Annotated in this window: 11 protein-coding genes; 7 read left to right on the top strand and 4 right to left on the bottom strand. The window is 68.5% G+C overall.

Annotated elements, in window-relative coordinates; all coding sequences use genetic code 11:
* Positions 1 to 29: 29 nt before the first annotated feature.
* Positions 30 to 1,622, bottom strand: a complete 1,593-nt coding sequence (locus tag I4Q42_RS02140) for a carboxyl transferase domain-containing protein (RefSeq protein WP_198574412.1) — start codon at positions 1,620 to 1,622, stop codon at positions 30 to 32.
* A gap of 112 nt (positions 1,623 to 1,734) precedes the next feature.
* On the opposite strand from I4Q42_RS02140, the gene I4Q42_RS02135 reads away from it, so the two are divergent.
* Together I4Q42_RS02135 and I4Q42_RS02130 are read left to right on the top strand one after the other, a co-directional pair.
* Positions 1,735 to 3,468: a patatin-like phospholipase family protein gene (locus tag I4Q42_RS02135; RefSeq protein WP_198574625.1), complete on the top strand. Its 1,734-nt coding sequence runs from the start codon at positions 1,735 to 1,737 to the stop codon at positions 3,466 to 3,468.
* A gap of 403 nt (positions 3,469 to 3,871) precedes the next feature.
* Entirely contained in the window at positions 3,872 to 4,807 is a 936-nt protein-coding gene (locus I4Q42_RS02130) for an IS110 family RNA-guided transposase (RefSeq protein ID WP_198574411.1), read from the top strand.
* A gap of 337 nt (positions 4,808 to 5,144) precedes the next feature.
* Here I4Q42_RS02130 and I4Q42_RS02125 read toward each other — a convergent pair whose 3' ends face one another.
* A complete protein-coding gene (locus I4Q42_RS02125) occupies positions 5,145 to 5,936 on the bottom strand; it encodes a methyltransferase domain-containing protein (RefSeq protein WP_232792776.1) in 792 nt (263 codons plus the stop codon).
* Between the two features lie 143 nt (positions 5,937 to 6,079).
* Between I4Q42_RS02125 and I4Q42_RS02120 the strand changes: the two genes are divergently transcribed.
* Entirely contained in the window at positions 6,080 to 6,232 is a 153-nt protein-coding gene (locus tag I4Q42_RS02120; RefSeq protein ID WP_198574410.1) for a hypothetical protein, read from the top strand.
* Between the two features lie 1,431 nt (positions 6,233 to 7,663).
* The gene (locus tag I4Q42_RS02115; RefSeq protein ID WP_232792775.1) at positions 7,664 to 10,819 is read left to right on the top strand and encodes a TonB-dependent receptor; all 3,156 of its coding nucleotides are present in this window, start codon (positions 7,664 to 7,666) and stop codon (positions 10,817 to 10,819) included.
* A 258-nt stretch (positions 10,820 to 11,077) separates the two neighbouring features.
* On the opposite strand, the gene I4Q42_RS02110 is transcribed toward I4Q42_RS02115, so the two are convergent.
* The gene (locus tag I4Q42_RS02110; RefSeq protein ID WP_198574409.1) at positions 11,078 to 12,010 is read right to left on the bottom strand and encodes a glycine zipper 2TM domain-containing protein; all 933 of its coding nucleotides are present in this window, start codon (positions 12,008 to 12,010) and stop codon (positions 11,078 to 11,080) included.
* 377 nt (positions 12,011 to 12,387) lie between these two features.
* On the opposite strand from I4Q42_RS02110, the gene I4Q42_RS02105 reads away from it, so the two are divergent.
* The 3 genes from I4Q42_RS02105 to I4Q42_RS02095 all read left to right on the top strand — a co-directional run bounded on the left by I4Q42_RS02105 (position 12,388) and on the right by I4Q42_RS02095 (position 14,541).
* Entirely contained in the window at positions 12,388 to 12,696 is a 309-nt protein-coding gene (locus tag I4Q42_RS02105) for a hypothetical protein (RefSeq protein ID WP_232792773.1), read from the top strand.
* A 93-nt stretch (positions 12,697 to 12,789) separates the two neighbouring features.
* Entirely contained in the window at positions 12,790 to 13,602 is an 813-nt protein-coding gene (locus I4Q42_RS02100) for a hypothetical protein (protein WP_198574408.1), read from the top strand.
* A 579-nt stretch (positions 13,603 to 14,181) separates the two neighbouring features.
* Positions 14,182 to 14,541 carry a hypothetical protein gene (locus tag I4Q42_RS02095; RefSeq protein ID WP_198574407.1) on the top strand — a complete coding sequence of 120 codons (360 nt, stop codon included), beginning with the start codon at positions 14,182 to 14,184 and terminating at the stop codon, positions 14,539 to 14,541.
* A 57-nt stretch (positions 14,542 to 14,598) separates the two neighbouring features.
* On the opposite strand, the gene I4Q42_RS02090 is transcribed toward I4Q42_RS02095, so the two are convergent.
* The gene (locus I4Q42_RS02090; protein WP_198574406.1) at positions 14,599 to 15,759 is read right to left on the bottom strand and encodes an isovaleryl-CoA dehydrogenase; all 1,161 of its coding nucleotides are present in this window, start codon (positions 15,757 to 15,759) and stop codon (positions 14,599 to 14,601) included.
* Positions 15,760 to 15,833 lie beyond the last annotated feature (74 nt).

Below are 15,833 nucleotides of genomic sequence, written 5' to 3'. Positions count from 1 at the left end.
CGCCCAAAGCCGAGGTTCCGCTTGAACCGTCACATCCTGAAGACGCCGAAGGTGGTCTCGGGAATCGGCGCGTTGAGCGAGGCCGATATGGCCAGGCCCAGCACGTCGCGGGTTTGCGCCGGATCAATGATCCCGTCGTCCCACAGCCGCGAGGTGGCGTGGTACGGATTGCCCTCGTCCTCGTAGCGCTGGCGGATCGGGGCCTTGAAGGCCTCGGCTTCCTCGTCGGTCCAGGTGGCCGCATCACGATGCACCGTGGCCAGCACGCTGGCGGCCTGCTCCCCGCCCATCACCGAGATCCGCGAATTGGGCCAGGTGAACAGGAACCGGGGTGAATAGGCCCGGCCGCACATGCCGTAGTTGCCGGCCCCGAAGCTGCCGCCGATCAGCACCGTGAACTTCGGCACCTCCGCGCTCGCCACCGCCGTCACCAGCTTGGCCCCGTCCTTGGCGATGCCGCCGGCCTCGTACTTGCCGCCGACCATGAAGCCCGAGATGTTCTGCAGGAACACCAGCGGGATCTTCCGCTTGCAGGCCAGCTCGATGAAGTGCGCGCCCTTCAGCGCGCTCTCGGAAAACAGCACGCCGTTATTGGCCAGGATCGCCACCGGCTGGCCCCAGATCCGGGCGAAGCCGCAGACCAGGGTCGTGCCGTACAACGCCTTGAACTCGTCGAACACCGAGCCGTCGACGATGCGGGCGATGATCTCGCGCACCTCGTAGGGGGCGCGCACGTCGGTCGGCACGACGCCGTAGATCTCCTGCGGGTCGTAGAGCGGCGGCTCGGCGTCGGTGACCACCGCCTCGTGACGCTTCTCGGCGTTGAGGTTGGAGACGATCGAGCGAACGATCTCCAGCGCGTGCTCGTCGTCGTCGGCCACGTGGTCGACCACACCGGAACGGCGTCCGTGAGTGTCGGCCCCGCCCAGCTCTTCGGCGCTGATCACCTCGCCGGTGGCGGCCTTCACCAGCGGCGGGCCGGCCAGGAAGATGGTGCCCTGCTCGCGCACGATCACCGTCTCGTCGCTCATCGCCGGCACATAGGCCCCGCCGGCCGTGCACGAGCCCATGACGCAGGCGATCTGGGCGATGCCCTTGGCGCTCATCCGGGCCTGGTTGAAGAAGATGCGGCCGAAGTGGTCGCGGTCGGGAAACACCTCGGCCTGGTGGGGCAGGTTGGCCCCGCCGCTGTCGACGAGGTAGACGCACGGCAGGCGGTTCTGCTCGGCGATCTCCTGGGCGCGCAGATGCTTCTTCACCGTCATCGGGAAATAGGCGCCGCCCTTCACCGTGGCGTCGTTGGCCACGATCATCACCTCGCGGCCCGACACCCGGCCGATTCCCGCGATGATCCCCGCGCCCGGCGCCTCGCCCTTGTAGAGGTCGAAGGCGGTCAGCTGGCCGATCTCCAGGAACGGCGAGCCGGGGTCGAGCAGCCGCTCCACCCGCTCGCGCGGCAGCAGCTTGCCGCGCGCCACATGGCGTTCGCGGGCGCCCTCGGGGCCGCCCAGGGCCGCGCTCGCGACCCTTTCGCGCAGTTCCTCCGCCAGGGCCGTGTTGTGCGCAGCGTTTTTCGCGAACGAAGCGCTGTTCTTGTCAATAAGCGTGTTCAGCTTCGGCATAGGCGAGGCATAGCCTTTTCCATTTCACACCGAAAGCGGCGATATTCGACCTCGATAGCCAAGGTCACCGCATCGGTTTAGCGTCCCGTCCGTGGTCACCCTTCCAGACTTCATGGCCGATACGGCCCTGGCCCGGTTGTTCTCGCGCGAGCGGCGCGAGGGCGACGCCGCCTGGTTCTCGTTGCCGGGCGGCTCCCTACTCTATGCGCCCGGCGAGGCCTCCGACCACCTCTACTTCCTGCGCACCGGGCGCCTGGGGGCGTTCCGGCGCGAGGAGGGCCAGGAGCCGCAGTTCCTCGGCGTGATCCGCCCGGGCGAGCCGGCCGGCGAGATGGCGATGATCGCTGGCGCCCCGCACTCGGCCCACATGGTCGCCCTGCGCGATTCGGAAATCCTGGCCCTGCCCCGTGCCGCCTTCTTCGAGGCGGTCGAGGAAGACCCCGCCGTGATGATCGAGCTGTCGCGGCTGATGATCCGCCGCGCCCGCCAGGCCGGCGCCCACGCCTCGATCGGCGATCCTTCGGTCTACGGCTTCATCGCCGCCGGCGACTGCCACGCCATCCGCCCCGTCGTCGAGCGCATCGGCCGCTGCATCGCCGCCCTGGGCTACGCCGTCACCGTCGAGGGCGGCGAGAGCCTGCTGGCCCCCACCGAATGGTTCAGCCGTGTCGAGCGCTCCCACGACTTCGTGCTCTATGTCGCCGAGGCCCACGAGACCGCCTGGAAGCACGTGGTCGGCCGCCAGGTCGACCGCCTGTTCCGCGTCGGCCGCGGCGACCAGGCCCCGCCGCCCGAGCCGCCGGCCTACGCCTCGCGGCCGCTCCAGGCCCAGCGGCTGATCGACCTGATCCTGCTCCAGCCGCCCGCCGCCGAGCGGCCGCAGGGCTCGCAGGCCTGGCTGGAGGCCACCGACGCGGCCCGCCTGTTCCACCTGCGCGAAAACCGCCTGGCCGACGTCGAGCGCCTGGCCCGGGTGCTCACCGGCCAGTCCGTGGGCCTGGTCCTGTCGGGCGGCGGCGCGCGGGCCTACGCCCATATCGGCGCCATCCAGGCCCTGCGCGAGCGCGGCATCCCCATCGACTTCGTCGGCGGCGCCTCGATGGGCGCCATCGTCGCGGCGGGCCTGGCCATGGGCTGGGACGACGGCGAGATGGAGGCCCGCATCCGCAAGGCCTTCGTCGAGACCAGCCCGCTCGACGACATCGCCTTCCCGCTGGTGGCCATGACCCGGGGCGACAAGGTCAAGGCGCGGCTGCACGAGCATTTCGGCGACATCGACATCGCCGACCTGTGGCTGCCGTTCTTCTGCGTCTCGTCGAACCTGACCTCGGGGGCCTATCACCTGCACCGCTCGGGGCCGCTGCACCGGGCGCTGCGGGCCTCGATCTCGCTGCCGGGCGTGCTGCCGCCGGTGGCCGACGGCGACCAGGTGCTGGTCGACGGGGCGGTGATGAAGAACTTCCCGGCCGACGTCATGCGCGCCTTCCAGCTGGGCCCGATCATCGGCGTCGACGTCACCCGCGGCCGCTCCATCACCGCCGCCGACATCGACCGCCCGCCGTCGCTATGGACCTGGCTGGTCTCCGGCGAATGGCGCAAGGGCCCGCCGATCGTCGCCCTGCTGATGCGCGCCGCCACCGTCTCCACCGGCCGCGACCTCGCCGCCAGCCGCGAAGCCAGCGACGTCCTGATCACCCCCAAGCTCGAAGGCGTCGACATCCGCGACTGGCGCGCCTTCGAACCCGCCGTGGCGGCGGGCTTCGAGGCGGCCGCCATGGTGCTCGACAGCCTGGAGATCCCCGTAGCCGAGCTGCGGCGGAGGAAGAGCCTGGCGGAGATGGGGTGAGGTCTGTTTTCCCTCTCTCTTTGAGAGAGGGAGGGGCCCGCCGCGGAGCGGTGGGAGGGTGAGAGGTTTCACCGCCAACCGGCAAACCTCTATCCCTTCAGCTGCGCGTGAAGTCCCGCGACAACTGGCGAACGCCCGCCTGATCGCGCGTCATTCGGACAGAGTGTAACCTCTCACCCTCCCACGCCTGCGGCGCGGGCCCCTCCCTTGTATCTGGATCGCAGCGCCATTGCGTGATGGCTTGGTGCTGTGAAGGGACCGGCGGCCACCGGTCCCTTCACGCGGCGCGCGTCGCCCGTCTTCCCTCTGGCCTCAACCGCGAGAGAGCTAAGGGACCGCCGCCGCAGTCACGCACGACCGAACAGTCGCTTGATCTTCGATCGCATGCACAAGGCAGGTTACCGTGGCGAACATCATCTGTGGAGTGGACGTCTCGTCGGAGACGCTGGACTGCCGGATCGGCGGGACGACCCTGGAGGCGAGGGTGCGGCGTGATCCGGAAGGGATCGCGGCGTTGGGCCGGTTCTGCGTCGAGCACGGCGTGGCGCTGGTGGTGATGGAGGCGACCGGCGGCTACGAGAAGCTGCCGTTCGGGCTGCTGTGGGAAGCGGGCGTGCCCTGCGCGATCGCCAACGCCCGGTCGGTGCGGCGCTTCGCCGAGGCGATGGGCGTGCTGGAGAAGACCGACCGCATCGACGCGGGGATCATCGCCGACTACGCCCGGGCCAAGGGGCTGACCGCCCAGGCCCCCGAAGGCCCGGCCCAGCAACGACTGCGGGCGCTAGTGACGCGGCTGCGCCAGCTCACCGAGCTGAAGGTGGCCCAGGCCAACCAACGTCGCCTGGTCCTGGAGCCGACGGTCCTGGCGATCATCGACGAGATGCTGGCGCTGATCGCCCGGCAGTCGCGGGCGCTGGAAGTCCAGATCGCCGAGTTGCTGAGCCAGGACCCGCTATGGCGCGCGCTGGATGCGGCCTTCCGCGAGATCAAGGGCGTGGCCGGCCGCACCGTGGCCCGGCTGATGGCCGAGATGCCCGAGATCGGCACGGTGTCCAACAAGGCCGTCGCCAAGCTCGCGGGCCTGGCCCCGATCGCCAGCGACAGCGGAAAGCGCCAGGGCAGGAGATCCGTCCGCGGCGGCCGCGCCCAGGTGCGCTCGATCCTGGTCGTCGTCGCCGGCGTCGTGGCCCGGCATGATCCGGACCTGGCCGCCTTCCACCAGCGCCTCATCCAGGCCGGCAAGCCCAGGATGAGCGTCAGGATCGCCGTCGCCCGCAAGCTCCTCGTACGTCTCAACGCCAAGGCCAGAGACGCTCGAGCCCTACTGCTCGCCGCTTGACGATCCAGACAGTCGCTCTCCCTAAGAGAGAGGGAGGGGCCCGCCGCGGAGCGGTGGGAGGGTGAGAGGTTTCACCCTAAACCTGCAAACCTCGATTCCCTTTTGCTTTCCTCGTCATCCCGGCCGAACGCCCGCGAAAGCGGGCGGTAGAGCCGGGACCCAGGGGCCGCCGCCGGGCGTCGGCCAAGGCTTGGGCGGCGCCGCTTCTCCCGCATCCAGTCCCCTGGGTCCCGGATAAGCACTGCGGGCTTTCCGGGATGACGAAGAGGGGGCGAAGTCGGACAGAGTGTAACCTCTCACCCTCCCACGCCTTGCGGCGCGGGCCCCTCCCTCTCTCTCAGAGAGAGGGATCAAATACCCCTACCGCCGCGCCACCACGAACAACCGCGTGAACGGGCAGCGTGATTCCGTCCGCGCGCCAGGGGTAATCCACCGCCAGCCGCTCGCGCCAAGCCGCCAGGAACGTCCCCTTCTCGCCGTCCTCCAGCCGCTCCAGATACGGCCGCAGGCTCGTGCCCGAGGTCCAGTCGATGATCGGGTCCTCGCCCTCCAGGGCGTGGACATAGGTGGTCGTCCAGACGTCCAGGTCGGAAGCCAAAGGCGAGAGCCAGTCGTGATAGGCGCGCGGGTCGTGGCCCGGGCGCACGCCGTCCAGATCGGCCAGCCGCGCCGCCCACGGCCCGTCGGCGGCCACCTCGCGCAGGCTGCGCCGCCAGCCGGCGTCCTCGACCTGCGGGATCTGGCAGGCCAGCACCCCGCCGGGCGCCAGGCTCTCCAGCAGGCGCGGGAACAGCGCCGCGTGCCCGTCCAGCCACTGCAGGGCGGCGTTGGTGAAGATCAGGTCGGGCGGAACCTCCGGCGACCACGGCCCGATGTCGCCCAGAACCCAGTCGACGTCCGCCCCCTGCCCCTTGGCCCGCGCCAGCATCTCGGGGCTGGAATCCAGGCCGTGGACCGCCGCTTCGGGATGCCGCGCGGCCAGCAGGGCCGCGTGCTCGCCGGTCCCACAGCCCAGGTCCCAGATCTCGCGCGGATCCAGGTCGCGGGGGATCTTCAGCATCAGGTCCAGGGCCGGCCGATCACGATAGGCGCGGTAGCGCGAATAGACGTCCGGATCCCAGGCGGGCATGGCGAAACTCCCTGCGACAATTCGCGCACGGCCCCAGGGCCCTACGACCGTTTTGTCGCATATGAAACTATCTGGCGACTTCCTATCTTTACTAGGACAGAGGCGCACGCAGTCGGCGCCCTTTTTTGGAAGGAATCGTCGCCGTGGCCCGCATCATCGCTCCCGCCCTCTCCGCCCAGACTGAGCGCCCGCGTGCCCAGACCACGGCCGTGCGCGTGAACGGTGCACCCCTGGCGGCGCTGACGCTCAACATCGGTCTCTGGACCGCGATCCTCCTGGCCTGGCGCGCCCTCTAGCCGGTCCAGGAGCTGCGGCTCCGGGTCGCGCATCGTCCCCCCTTTGCGCGACCCGGGGCCGCTCCCCCGCTCCAAGGCCGCGACGCCGACGTCGCATCGCCCCTCTTGCCAAGACCCGCCGCGCACCCAACCTTAGTCCTGCGTCAGGGTGTGACGCGCAGCCGAAAGGAGGTGACCCAGTGTCTCATTTGTCGATCGCGAATGCGCTGGAAAGCTCCGTGAAGATCGAAGGTCTGAACTGACCCCAGCGCTTTAGCGGACAAATGCCGTCTTTCGGTCGCGCATGAGCGCCGGCCGACGAACGGATCGGGAGCCCCGGACATGTTCCGGGGTTTCTTTCGTTCAGGCCTGTCGATGGTCAGGTCGATGTTCAGGAAATCTGAGGTCGCGCGTCCCACGCGCGAGGCGGCCCACAGGGCGCGCCGCGGCCCTTCGAGGCCGAAAGTCGAGACCCGCCAAGCGCTCTTCACGCCTCGGCGAGTCCCCCCAGTAGATAAATTGTCCCGCTCCCTGCGGAGCGGAGACCAAGTCCCGGACGTGCCCGCAACCCCTTGCGAAACGCGCCCGTCGGATGGCGTTGACCCACGGCACAAAAACACATCGCCGAGTAACGCCGCCCATATCGCTGTAGTTAAAGACCGCTCAAAGACACCGGTGTCGTCACTGCGCGGAACCGTGAACGAGTCCCTTGGATGCGCCGTCGATCCGACCGGTGGAAATCTTGTCCCTCCCTGCTGCCTACCCCGAACAGCCGGCGATCAGGGGCGGGCGAGTGGAGGGGCGGAAGGGGCGCGTGGCCATCTCCTGTCGTCTCCTCTCGATCCGATCTTGTCGTCGGCCGGGCGCGCGGACGCGCCGAATGTCGACACGATGGGCAGGGTAAGCGCCAAAATCAAGCACTAATCCCGATTGTTGCATGCTCATTCCACCATATGGGAACATGGTGCTTTAATTGTCACATGATTGCAGCTAGCCCCCGCCGCCGCGCAAAAATGTCGCCACGACATTGACTCTTTGCGTCAGCTTGGAAATGGATGGATCCGCCTCGTAGCAGAGACCAAAGGTCCGCGAAGGGCGACAGACCGCCTCAATGAAGCGACGCCGCGCTCCCGCTGACGCGCACGCTCGCCAGACGATCGAGACACCGGCCCTGCGGCGAACAGCCGCCTGGGGTCGTTAGGCCAGCCCCTACCCCGTGCTCGCCATCAGGATTTCGCCCCTCGAGCGCCTCGCGCCGCGGACGGCGACGTCCCGTTCTCGATCCCGCGCATCGCCACGGTCCTGGCCCCCGCTCCCCGATTCGACTGCCGGTCTTCATCGGACGCGCCACCGCCTCGGCTTCCATTTCACCAGAACGGTCGGCCGCGCCTTGAGGCGCCGCACGGCCCGAAAAGACAGGGCGGCGACGTCCCCGCACTTGGAGGAATACTAATGATGGTCAACAGCAAGATCCGGCGCGAAGCCGGGCTCATGCGCACCACCGGGATGGCCGCCATCCTGCTGATGGTCGGCGGCGGCGCCGCCTTCGCCCAGACCGCCCCCGCGCCCGAGCCCGCCCAGGCCGCGGCCGACGCGAACGTCGAGAACGCCGTCGAGGAGATCGTCGTCGTCGGCACCCGCGCCAGCCTGCAGTCGGCCATGAGCCGCAAGAAGCGCGCCGGCACCGTCTCCGACTCGATCGTCGCCGAAGACATCGGCGCCTTCCCCGACAAGAACGTCGGCGAGGCGCTGGGCCGCGTCACCGGCGTGCAGCTGGCCCGCGACTTCGGCGAAGGCAACAGCGTCTCCATCCGCGGCGTCGAGCCCGACCTCAACCGCGTCGAGATCAACGGCGTCAGCGCCCTGTCGACCGCCAGCAACCTGTCGGTCTACGGCGGCGGCGGTCGTTCGAACGACTTCCGCGAACTGCCGTCGGAAATGGTCAAGTCGATCGACGTCTTCAAAGGCTTCACCGCCGACATGACCGAAGGCGGCGTCGGCGGCACGGTCTCGGTGACCACCCGCAAGCCGCTGGACTTCAAGAAGCCGACCCTGTCGTTCACCGCCTCGGCCCAGAACCTCGACACCCTGCCCGGCTGGAAGCCGCGCACCAGCGTGTTCGGCGCCACCCAGCTGTTCGACGGCCGCCTGGGCCTGATGGGCAACGTCAACTACGACCGCGTCCTGACGCGCGGCGACTTCGTCGACAACAACGCCTGGGCCCTGCTCGGCGACTTCGACAACTCGGCCGAAAAGACCCTCGACTACTACAGCCAGACCTACGGCCGCGCCGTCAGCGACTACATCGCCGGCATTCAGACCGAGGCCGGCTGCGCCACCGCCGTCACGCCCGACGCCGCGCTGCTGACCACCGCCCAGACCCGCACCGCCTGCGAAAGCCAGTGGTACGACTACAGCCCGCGCGTGCCGCGCTACCGCGTCTGGACCCGCGACGACACCCGCACCTCGGCCGAGTTCACGGCCCAGTACAAGTTCAGCGACAATCTGAGCGCCTTCGTCACCTATCAGAAGAACAAGCGCGAACAGGTCCTAAACGACATCAACTACGGCACGGGCCTGACCGTCCTCGATCCGTTGAACCGTTCGGCCAACAGCTGCGCCCGCGTCACCGCGGCCACGGCCCAGAACGTCCCGGGCGTTAAGGTCGACGCCAACCACAACGTCACCGAATACGTCGTCGGCGACTGCCTGACGACGGCCAACCGCGGCGGCAACAACGCCTTCAGCATCTCGTCGCGCGACTTCAAGCAGACCAACGATTCCGACTACATCACCTTCGGCGCCAACTTCCAGAACGAGCGCTGGAAGATCGATTTCGTCGGCGCCCGCGGCAAGACCAAGACCCTGAACCTGACCAACAACGCCTCGGTGTCGTTCAACACCCCGGGCCTGAAGGTCACCGTCGATCCGAACAATGACTCGGTTCCGGTCTTCACCTTCGCCCAGGGCTTCAGCCCGGCCGACGCCGCCGCCGTCAACCAGTGGCAGATCCAGTACCGTCCGTCGGACTCCAAGAACACCGAGGACCAGTACAAGATCGACCTCGAATACCGCGCCGACCTGCCCTTCCTGAAGAGCGTCAAGTTCGGCGGCCGCTATTCGAACGCCGAGACGGGCGGCTACGGCTACGGCGGCTTCATCGTCAGCGGCGGCGCCAACCTGGCCAGCAACCTCGACGACACTGTGATCTACGCCAACTCGGTCAACTCGACCGCCACCGTGGTCAACACCCAGGCCGCCGACCAGACCGCCGCGATCCTGGGCAACGCCTACCAGACCACCTACTGGAACTCGACCGAGACCTGGTCGCGCGCCTTCTCGAACGCCCTGTTCGCCCAGGCCATGGTCGACCTGCCCGACAGCTTCTACTACGGCGGCGGCGGCCTGCCGAACTCGTGGAAGTATCCGTCGTTCAACGCGATCTCCCAGTACCTGGATACGTCGCACTTCAACCTGGACAACCTGTACACGACCACCGGCAACGACGGTAAGACGTACAACCAGATCCCGTACAACGTCACCGAGAAGAGCGACGCCCAGTACATCCGTCTGGACTACGGCTTCCCGCTGCTGGGCCGCGAGATCATCGGCAACTTCGGCGTCCGCCGCGTCCACACCCAGACGACGGCCGCCGGCCAGTACACCCGCCGCGAGACCCGCCTGGTCAACGGCGTGGCCTCGACCGCCGTGGTGGCCAACACCCTGACGTCGATGACCAAGGACTACACGGTCTATCTGCCCAGCTTCAACATCCAGGGCTGGCTGATCGACAACCGTCTGAGCGCGCGCTTCGGCTTCGCCCAGCTGATGGCCCGCCCGCTGGTCAACTACCTGATGCCCAGCATGACCTGCACCATCAACTACACCAACGACGGCACCTCCGACGACGGTCCCGACAGCTGCGACGCCGGCAACCCGGCGCTGAAGCCCTACCGCGCCAACCAGTACGACCTGTCGTTCGAATGGTACCCCGACAGCGACACCCAGCTGTCGGCCGGCTTCTTCTACAAGGACATCCGCTCGTTCTACCTGTCCTCGCGCTCGAACCTGGGCCAGCAGGACGTGTTCGGCGACGGCACCCTGTACTTCTACAACACCTACGTGAACGGCGACGGCGCCAAGATCTCGGGCGTCGAGCTGACGGCCAAGACCGCCTTCACCTGGCTGCCGGGCCTGCTGTCGGGCCTCGGCGCCGACGTCAACTACACCTACCAGAAGGCCTCTGACGTGGGCGTCTTCAGCGGCGTCGACGGCTCGGCCCTGCCCTATCCGGGCCTGTCCAAGAGCAGCTACAACGCCACCCTGTGGTACGAGAAGGGCCCGATCAGCGCCCGCCTCGCCTACAACTACCGCTCGGGCTACCTGCTCACCGCCTCCGACACCCTCGGCCAGCCGGTGTTCAAGGACGCCACGGGCTATCTCGACGGCAAGTTCACCTGGCGTCCGGGCCCGCAGGGCCTGTCGCTGTTCGTCGAAGGCAAGAACCTCACCAAGGAAGACGAATCCAGCTGGGCCGGCGACACCCGCCTGATCAACAGCAACTATTCGGGCCGCCGCTTCTTCGTCGGCGCCTCGTACAAGTACTAATACTAACCACTAGGCAGACTCACGTTTCGGCGTGACGGGCCGCTCCGGGAAACCGGGGCGGCCCTATTTTTTGGCCCTGACGCGGACGGCGGCGGGGCGCGGCCCGGCGAATAGCCGGAACGCCAGGGGCAAGGCGAGCGCCGTCGCCACGCAGGCGGCGGCGGTGATGAACAGGAACGTCATGAGGGGCCTTTGTCTGATGCGGCCTGGGCGGCTCCGCCATCGTGGCGGGCCGCCCAGGCCGGTGAACCTGTTGGTCTAGCGGTCGTCGCGGATGTCGCCGCTGATGCTGTCGCTCAGCCGATCCAGCCGCGCGGTGATGATGGCCCGGCCCTTGGGACCCAGCGCGCCCTGTCGGGTGCGCAGCGACCGCTCCTGGCGCTCGATCGCGGCCAGGGTCCGGGTCGCCTGGCCCGCCTCGGCCCGGCTCAGCCGGCCGCTATAGGCGCCGCGGTTGATACGCTCGGCCAGCTGGGCCTGGCGGTCGTCGATGCTGAGCCCCGCCCGACCATTGGGATACTGGCCGGCCGGATAATCGACGCGCCGGGCGCGGCCATCCGTCGAGATCCAGGCGCCGCGGGCGTCGTAATAGCCCACCGCCTCGCCGCGCACCCAGCGCCCCTTGTCGTAGTGGCCAAGCTGGGGATCGGCGATCCAGGCGCCGCTGACGTCGCGCCGCCCGCTCGCCTGACCGGCCATCCAGCGCCCGTCGGCGTCGTAGCGACCCGTCGCGGGGCCCGCGACCCAGCGCCCGGAGCGGTCGTAATAGCCCGAGGCCGTCGCATCGACCCACTGGCCGCCCCGGCCGTAATAGCCCTGGGCCGAGGCGGGCGCCCACAGGCCGTCGGCGTAGTAGCCGGCCGTCTCGACGTCGGCGCTCGCCTGCACCCATCGCCCGTCCTCGGCGTAGTAGCCACGCGGCGCGCCCGCGACCCATTCGCCGCCGCGGTCGAAATAGCCGACGGCCTGGCCGCGAGCGACGGTGGTGCTGGCGTGCCACGCCCCTTGATCGTCGTAATAGCCGTAGGCGCGAGCGCAGTCGGCCCCGCCCGTTTTCCCCTTGGCTGCCTGGTTGCCGATCAGCGCGCCGGCGACGCCGCCGATCACCGCGCCCTTGCCGCGATCGTCGCGGCCCGCCACGGCCGCGCCCGCCACCGCGCCGAGACCGGCGCCGGCGACCGTTCCAGCCACGCGACTTGCCTGCCGCTGCTCGCAGGTCTGTTGAGCGAGCGCGACGGCGGGTATCAACGCCGCGGCGCAGACGCCCGCGACCAAAGTTTGAATACGCATTGTGTGGGTTTCCTTGGGATGAGACGGACTCTTCCCGACAAACCCATGTGGCTACGATGCGTACAATATTCAACGAATTACGATAATTATTATTTGAAGTTCATAAAGCTTCACCGCCAAAACGATATATTTGAAAATACTTATCCAGATACACGGAACAAAATCATCGGCGCGAAAACATAACTTTATTGCCACTGAGCGACACGACTGAACCATCGACCTGTTCGTACGCTTTTCAACAGGCGCTTCACACGCATCCAGCCTGATGCGAGCGCCGTATGAAAGGGTTCGACATGCCGGCCTTCGAAGAGTCGCTTGAAGTCGTCCTCGGCTATCTCGACCACCCTCCGACCGAGGGAACGCTGGAGGACGCCGCCTTCCTCGCCGCGCTGGACCATGTCCTCACGGCCTCACTGCCAGAGGACGACGACGAGGACCTCATAGACAGCCTCGGCCTCGACGACGACCTGCGCTCGCGGCTCGAAGCCGTGGCCCTTCGCCGCCACGCGTCCCATCCGTTCGGCGAGCATCCCGGCGGCATCGGCCCGACGCTGGGCATGGACCTGCGCCTCAAGCGCCCGCATTAGCGGCTGACGAGCCGCCCGCCCTCGAAGCCAAACGCGATTGGAATAACGTTGGTTTTCAAATAGCCTCGCCGCACGTTCGGAAGGGGGCTTTCGATGCCGTACCGTCATGCGCACTTCTACGTCCTGGCCATCTTTCCGCTGGCGGGACTGGCCTTCTGGCCGGCCTACCTGTCCCAGGTGACCACCGCCTCGATCGAGTTCCACGCCCACGGGATCACCGCCACCCTGTGGCTGGCCCTGCTGGTGACCCAGAGCGCCCTGATCCACGGCGGCAACCGGCCCACGCACCGCGCGCTGGGTTTTGCCAGCCTGGCGCTGTTCCCGCTGTTCCTGGCCGGCGGCTCGGGGATCTTCCTGGGCATGGCCCGCCGCCTCGCCGCCAACGTCTCGCCGTTCTACGACCTCTACGCCGCGCGCCTGGCCTGGCTGGACATCGTCACCGTGGCCGGCTTCGCCTGGTTCTATCACCAGGCCCTGGCGCGCCGTCGGACCACGCCCGTGCACGCCGGCTACATGCTGGCCACCACCATCTTCCTGCTGCCGCCGATCCTGGGCCGCCTGGCCCCAGCCCTGCCGCCCCTGGCCATCGCCGGCCCGCAGGACTTCTGGAAGCTGGGGATCGGCTTCCAGCTGGCCAACGCCATCGCCGCCGCCATCGCCCTGGTCGTCGCGGCCCGCGCCCGGGGTCACGGCCGGCCGTTCCTGGAGGCCGCCGGCCTGACCCTGGTCGGCGCCCTGGCCTTCCAGTTCGTCGGCCCGTTGCCGGCCTGGCGGGCCCTGTTCACCCAGGCCGCGGCCCTGCCGCCCCTGCCCTTCGCCCTGGCCGCCGCCATCGCCGGCTGCGTCATCGCCTATGCCGGCTGGCGGGCGGGGGAAGACCCCGCGCCCCGCCCGGCGACTGCCTGATCCCCCCAAACCCGGCATCCCGGAAAGCCCGCAGGGCTTATCCGGGACCCAGGGACCCGGATGACGAAGGAAAGGCTCAGCGCACACCTCTCCCGCCCCCAACCCCTTGAAATCCCTACCCCTGCTCCACCTCCATCCGCCCCTGCTCCCGCCGCCGCATAATCACCGGGTCTCGAGGCGATGGGGAGGGCGCGCGGCCAGCGACCTTCGCGGCCCCGGGATGCTGTCGAGCGGGACTGGGGCGGGCGAGGAAAGCCCGTCGTGTCCGGGACCTGGCGCTGGCCAGGCCCGCCCGCCATCCGCTGAGGCGGGGGTTACGGGCGGCCCAACGGTCGCCTCCCCGCCGCTGTCGGCCTCGGGAAACCGGGGCCAGCGACTTCCAGTAAGGCGCCAACAACGCCATCGACCGGAGGCGGACGTCAAAACGGCGGCGCGGAGCGCCTCGGCTTCGTCGAAACGGTACACACAACAGCACCTCCGGGCGTCGCCCGGGCGCTCCGCTCCCTCCCCGTTCGCGGCTTGCCGCGCGCGGACGTAGGCGCGCGCCATTCCGGCGCCGCATCCCGAAGGGAAACGCCATTGCCCGCTCCAAAATCGAAAAAGCCGCGCGGTCCGCTGAGGAAGCCGCCTCGCCTGGTCTTGCTGGACGCCTCGACCCGCCAGAAATCCGAACGCGCCGCCGTCGAGGCGCGGGCGATGTGGGCGGCCTGGATGGCCGAGAACAACATCGGTCCGGACAACCGGCGGACCATGGTCGAGCTCCCGCCCCTGCCGCCCGAATTCTGGCTTCGCCGTCAGGAGGCCCTGCCCTTCATCGAGGAGCGCCATTTGTCGGCGGCCTGGGCGGTGCATCGCCAACACGTGAGGAAGGATCGCCGCGCCAAGGCCAGAGCCGCCAAAGCCTCGGGGCGAGCCAAGCCGGTTCGCCGGAGCTTCTAGACCCCCTCGATAAGACTCCACTCTCGCGAGGATTTTACGGGAGAGAGCGTAAGCCTCCTAAGCCCCCACCAGCTCCCGGCCGATCAGGAACCGGCGGATCTCGTTGGTGCCCGCGCCGATGTCGTAGAGCTTGGCGTCGCGCAGCAGGCGCTCGACCGGCCATTCCTTGGTGTAGCCGGCTCCGCCCAGGGCCTGGATGGCCTCCAGAGACACCTTCACGGCGTTCTCGCTGGCCATCAGGATCGCGCCGGCCGCGTCGAAGCGGGTGGTCTTGCCGGCGTCGCAGGCGCGAGCCACGGCGTAGACATAGGCCCGGGCTGAATTGAGGGCCACGTACATGTCGGCGACCTTGCCCTGCATCAGCTGGAACGAGCCGATCGCCTGGCCGAACTGCCTGCGCTCGCGCACGTACGGCAGAACGTAGTCGAGGCAGGCCTGCATGATGCCCAGGGGGCCGGCGCTGAGCACGGCGCGCTCATAGTCGAGGCCGCTCATCAGCACCCCGACGCCGCCGCCCACCGGGCCCATGACGTTCTCCTCGGGGATCTCGCAGTCCTCGAACACCAGCTCGGCGGTGTCGGACCCGCGCATGCCCATCTTGTCCAGCTTCTTGGAAACGCTGAACCCCTTCATGCCCTTCTCGACGATGAAGGCGGTGATGCCCCGGCTGCCGTCGCCCGTCTTGGCGTAGACCACCAGCGTGTCGGCGTGCGGCGCATTGGTGATCCAGAACTTGGTCCCGTTCAGCACGTAGCGGTCGCCGACAGCTTCCGCCCGCAGCTTCATCGAGACGACGTCGGAACCCGCGCCGGCCTCGCTCATCGCCAGGGAGCCGACATGCTCGCCGCTGATCAGTTTCGGCAGATAGCGCTGCTTCTGCTCGGGAGTCGCCCAGCGGCGGATCTGGTTGACGCAGAGGTTCGAGTGCGCGCCGTAGGACAGCCCCACCGAGGCCGAGGCGCGGGAGATCTCCTCCATCGCCACCACGTGCTCGAGATAGCCCAGGCCCAGGCCGCCAAACTCTTCCTCGACCGTGATGCCGTGCAAACCGAGGTCGCCCATCGGGACCCACAGCTCGCGCGGGAAGGCGTTGGTCTCGTCGATCCGGGCCGCCAGGGGCGCGATCTTGTCGGCGGCGAAGCGGGCCGTGGTCTCGCGAATCGCGTCGGCCGTCTCGCCCAGGGCGAAGTCCATCGAGGGTGCGGTTTGCAGCGTCATGCCCGCAGCCATAGCACAAACGCCCGCCGATCAACGAGACCGGCGGGCGTTCATGCTCTTTTTCACGACGAACC

This window comes from Caulobacter hibisci (assembly GCF_016135805.1).
In the GTDB taxonomy this organism is placed as follows: Bacteria; Pseudomonadota; Alphaproteobacteria; order Caulobacterales; family Caulobacteraceae; genus Caulobacter; species Caulobacter hibisci.
The sequence above is the reverse complement of the archived record's forward strand: the minus strand, read 5'-3'. Positions and strand labels throughout refer to the sequence as shown.